Here is a 3531-nt window from a genome sequence, read left to right as displayed (position 1 = left end):
GACGCCGACCTGCCGACATTGGTTGATAAGCTCAGACTTGAACGAGGCGCTATAGGTCCGCCGTGTGCGGCCCGCCGATATGTCTTGGGAAATAGTGTGCACGTGTCCGCTTCCTGATCGTGGAAACGTATGCTCTTACGCCAAGCAATCGAAAACCAGATGTGATCGCCGCGTGCTTACGGTGGGAATTCGGGACTTCGTAGAGGAACGCATGATCGTTATAGGCGTGTCGTTTGACGAGGCCGTATTCGACCCACCTGGTGAGTGTCGCTTCGTGGATGCCGAGTCGAGCCGCAGCCTCCAGTTTTGTGAGCATGCCGCGCTCGCGCAGTCTGACGCGGCGGGATGGAAGTCCGCTTCGCTGTGCGATGTATGAGACGCGTAGAGCGTCGAACCTAATGTTACTCTTACCTGGACGGACACAGCCGCCGGGACGGATGCCCCGTTCATTAAGGAGCTGCGCAATCTGCGCGCATGTGTGGTCGTCGAGAAGCTTATCGATAAGCTCGATGACCTCTGGTTTGGTTTTGACCTGTTGTGCAGATGTTTGGGGATTTTGTGCCGTGAGCGTTTCAGTCTTGCCGGCCTTGAAGCGAACGTGAATCTTTGTTGTCCCTTCGTCTGGAAGTTTGATCAGTGTGACGTCCTCGACGATGTAGGCTAGCAGCCGCTTTCGCTCTCGATTCGCCAACGATGGATCACGCCACAGTGTTTTGAAGTCCGCTGTCATTGCGATGAGCCGGTCGCGGATCGCATCGTCGAGTATGAGACGCTCCTGCTGCTGGCTACGCTCCCTTTGTTCTCTTGCGTCGGCCAATATGCGCAGCTTGTCGTTCCATTCTTGCTCGAGTGTGTCGGCCACCAGTCGGTTGCTTGGGTCGACCAGCATAAAGCGTCGTTGCGCAAGATCTGCATCGAACCGGGCGCGTTCAATAGCGCGCAGGCGTAATCGGTCGGCTTCATCGTGACGCGCTTCGATTTCCCTGCGTATCTCCCATGCCAACTCAACGGCAGCCGGAGTCATCGACGCGACGATCAATGCGCCAACGGCTTCATCGATCGGCGCTCCGGCAATTGACTGGCAGGTAGGTTGGCCATGGGCGCCTTGTGCTCGGTCGCAGACATACCAGGCTTCCTGTCGTCCGCGTCGCGTAGCGTATCGGAGCCGGAGATACCGGCCGCAACGTCCGCAAACGGCGCGGCCCTGCAGAAGAGCAGCGCCCTCGCGAGGTGGCGATGAACGCGCAACTTTATACCCGCGACCATTCGTCTCCAGAACAGCAAGGTTCTGCTCATACCGCTCCCAGGTAATGTATCCAGGATGGGCGTCCGGAATGCAAGCGAGCCAGTCATTTCGCTCACGCTTTCTTGGCACTTTCCGCCCGTCTGCAAGTTTGCGATAGTGCCTCCGACCGTAAGCATAGGCGCCCGCGTAGCGCGGATTGTTCAACATCCGAAGTGCCGTCGACGCGGTGAGGTGCTGGAAGACCAAGAACTTCGCGTTTCGCATACGAGATGGAAACAGGAGGCCCTCCTTCTTGAAGACCTTGACTGTCTGGCTGGCAGAGCCGACCCGCAAGAACGTCTCAAAGAAGTATGTGATGGTGTCTCGGACCTGGGAATCTGGGTCAAGCACTACGTTGCCAAGGTCGTCGTATACGAAGCCAGTCGGTAGCACACACCGATACTCGCCCCGATTCACTTTGTTCAGAATTCCGCCTCGCAGGCGCGCTTTGAGAACATGAAGTTCCGCTTCACTCATGGTTCCTTTCAGCCCAAGCAGGAGCCGGTCATTGAAGCTTGCTGGATCATATATCCCGTCTTCGTCGAGAATCAGCGTATCAGCGAGCGCGCAGATTTCCAGAAGCCGATGCCAGTCAGCATTGTTTCGGGCTAGGCGCGACACCTCAAGACCCATGACGATGCCTGCGCGGCCCATGCCCACGTCCGTGACCAATCGTTGAAACCCCTCTCGCCAAGACGCCGATGCTCCAGATTCCCCTTGATCGCTATCGATCGTGACGATCTGCTCGTCACGCCAGCCGAGTGCCGTCGCACGTCCACGCAGCGCGTATTGTCGCTTTGTGCTCTCGACGTTCTCGAGGACTTGCCGCATCGACGACTGCCGGACGTAGAGGTAAGCGCTCCGTTCGAGGTGGTGAGGCTGAACTTTAAGGGATGCGTTCACGGTGTTCTCCGCTCGTTGACCGTCACAGCCATGCCTGCAAGTACGTAGATGAAGCCTTGACGTTCGATGGGCGGAACGTTCGACGATGGCCGAGTAACATTTGGTTCGGGCGGTGTACGCCCCGGAACCATCATGCGCGCCCATGCCCACATTCCTCGCGCAAGGAAGACGCTAAGTCCGCGCCGAGCCTCTACAGGCAGGGCTCGGCCAAGAGCAGCGGAACGCATCACCTCGTATTGCGCGGCGATCGGCGCCGACACGGTCGACGGCCAAGCGCAGCATCCCGCTATTCCACCGTTTTTTTTACACCGAACGCTCGCTCGATCGTTCTCGGGTGCACATCCAGACCAAATTCTTTGCGAACTAGCTTTGCCAGTTCGCGCGCGCGCAGTGGTTCTCCGGGCGTGTGTTGCAACTTGAGAAACGCCAATACCTCGCCCTGGATCTTGTGCGGACCATGCGGCCCTCGTTTCCTCGGAACCAGCCCTGCGATTCCTCCTTGCTCGAAGTCCGTTCGCGCCTGATAGAACGTTGGCCGCGAAACACCATATTCATCGGAAATCTGCGTTATGGAGGCCTTCTCAACAGAGACGCGACGCAACATCTCATATTTGACCTGCACGGCGTCATGGGGATCGAAGAATCCACCCTCGTGGAACTTAGCATCGAGAACGTTCGACGGCGTTGGATTCAGCGTACCGTCCTCCGCGAGGACATCCGTCTTTGAGCGCTTGCGAACACTTGGCGGCACATTGACTCCAAATAGCTGCAGCTTGATGTAATCAAATTATGCCGCGCCACTGCCTTTGTCAAGTGCTATAGAGTCCAAATACAAACGCTAAAAAGCCGAACAATTCATGAACGCTAAATTGAATAGGCAAATTTAGCGGCGTTAATTTCTTTACATATGCGGCGTAAATATCTTTACGACCCTGAACCGTTCCCGGCGCGTCTGTACGAAAGACGTCTTACTAGTAGCGCAAGCTCCGTCAAGTCGTTGACCGTGAACAACGCGCGCTCTCGTCCCATGGATATCTCAGGATCGGGTTCGCTCATATCCGTCCATTTCGGCGGGACAGAGCAATAACTCTTGTCGTCGATGCGCAGCAGGAGACGTCGGCCAGACCGGTTACAGCGCTCCCCAACGCAGAGAAGTTGCTGTCCGCTGAACGGATGGAACGGGTGAGTGATGCGGACAAGATGTTCTGTGGTAGCCCCAGAGCCTGTATTTCGAGGTATGTTACAAACGCCTCGAGCAGGACCGCTTCGTATGGCCGCGCAAGGAAGCGGTGCTCATGCTGCGAACAGAGCAACTTCACTGGCTACTGGAGGGCATCGACATC

General features: G+C 56.8%; 4 protein-coding genes. 1 reads left to right on the top strand and 3 read right to left on the bottom strand.

Annotated elements, in window-relative coordinates; all coding sequences use genetic code 11:
- Positions 1-49: 49 nt before the first annotated feature.
- The 3 genes from QCE79_RS39035 to QCE79_RS39710 form a co-directional block, all read right to left on the bottom strand.
- A complete protein-coding gene (locus QCE79_RS39035; RefSeq protein WP_309854524.1) occupies positions 50-2188 on the bottom strand; it encodes a recombinase family protein in 2139 nt (712 codons plus the stop codon).
- A gap of 286 nt (positions 2189-2474) precedes the next feature.
- Complete coding sequence (locus tag QCE79_RS39030; RefSeq protein ID WP_309854521.1) at positions 2475-2939, bottom strand: helix-turn-helix domain-containing protein; 465 nt, start codon at positions 2937-2939, stop codon at positions 2475-2477.
- Between the two features lie 173 nt (positions 2940-3112).
- Positions 3113-3379, bottom strand: a complete 267-nt coding sequence (locus QCE79_RS39710; protein ID WP_404989516.1) for a DUF5372 family protein — start codon at positions 3377-3379, stop codon at positions 3113-3115.
- A gap of 32 nt (positions 3380-3411) precedes the next feature.
- On the opposite strand from QCE79_RS39710, the gene tnpB reads away from it, so the two are divergent.
- Positions 3412-3531: IS66 family insertion sequence element accessory protein TnpB (gene tnpB / locus QCE79_RS39705; protein WP_404989515.1), on the top strand; the 120-nt coding region annotated here is incomplete at its 3' end.

This window comes from Caballeronia sp. LZ003, from assembly GCF_031451465.1.
Classification (GTDB): domain Bacteria; phylum Pseudomonadota; class Gammaproteobacteria; order Burkholderiales; family Burkholderiaceae; genus Caballeronia.
This window is presented reverse-complemented; position numbering and strand designations above follow the sequence as displayed.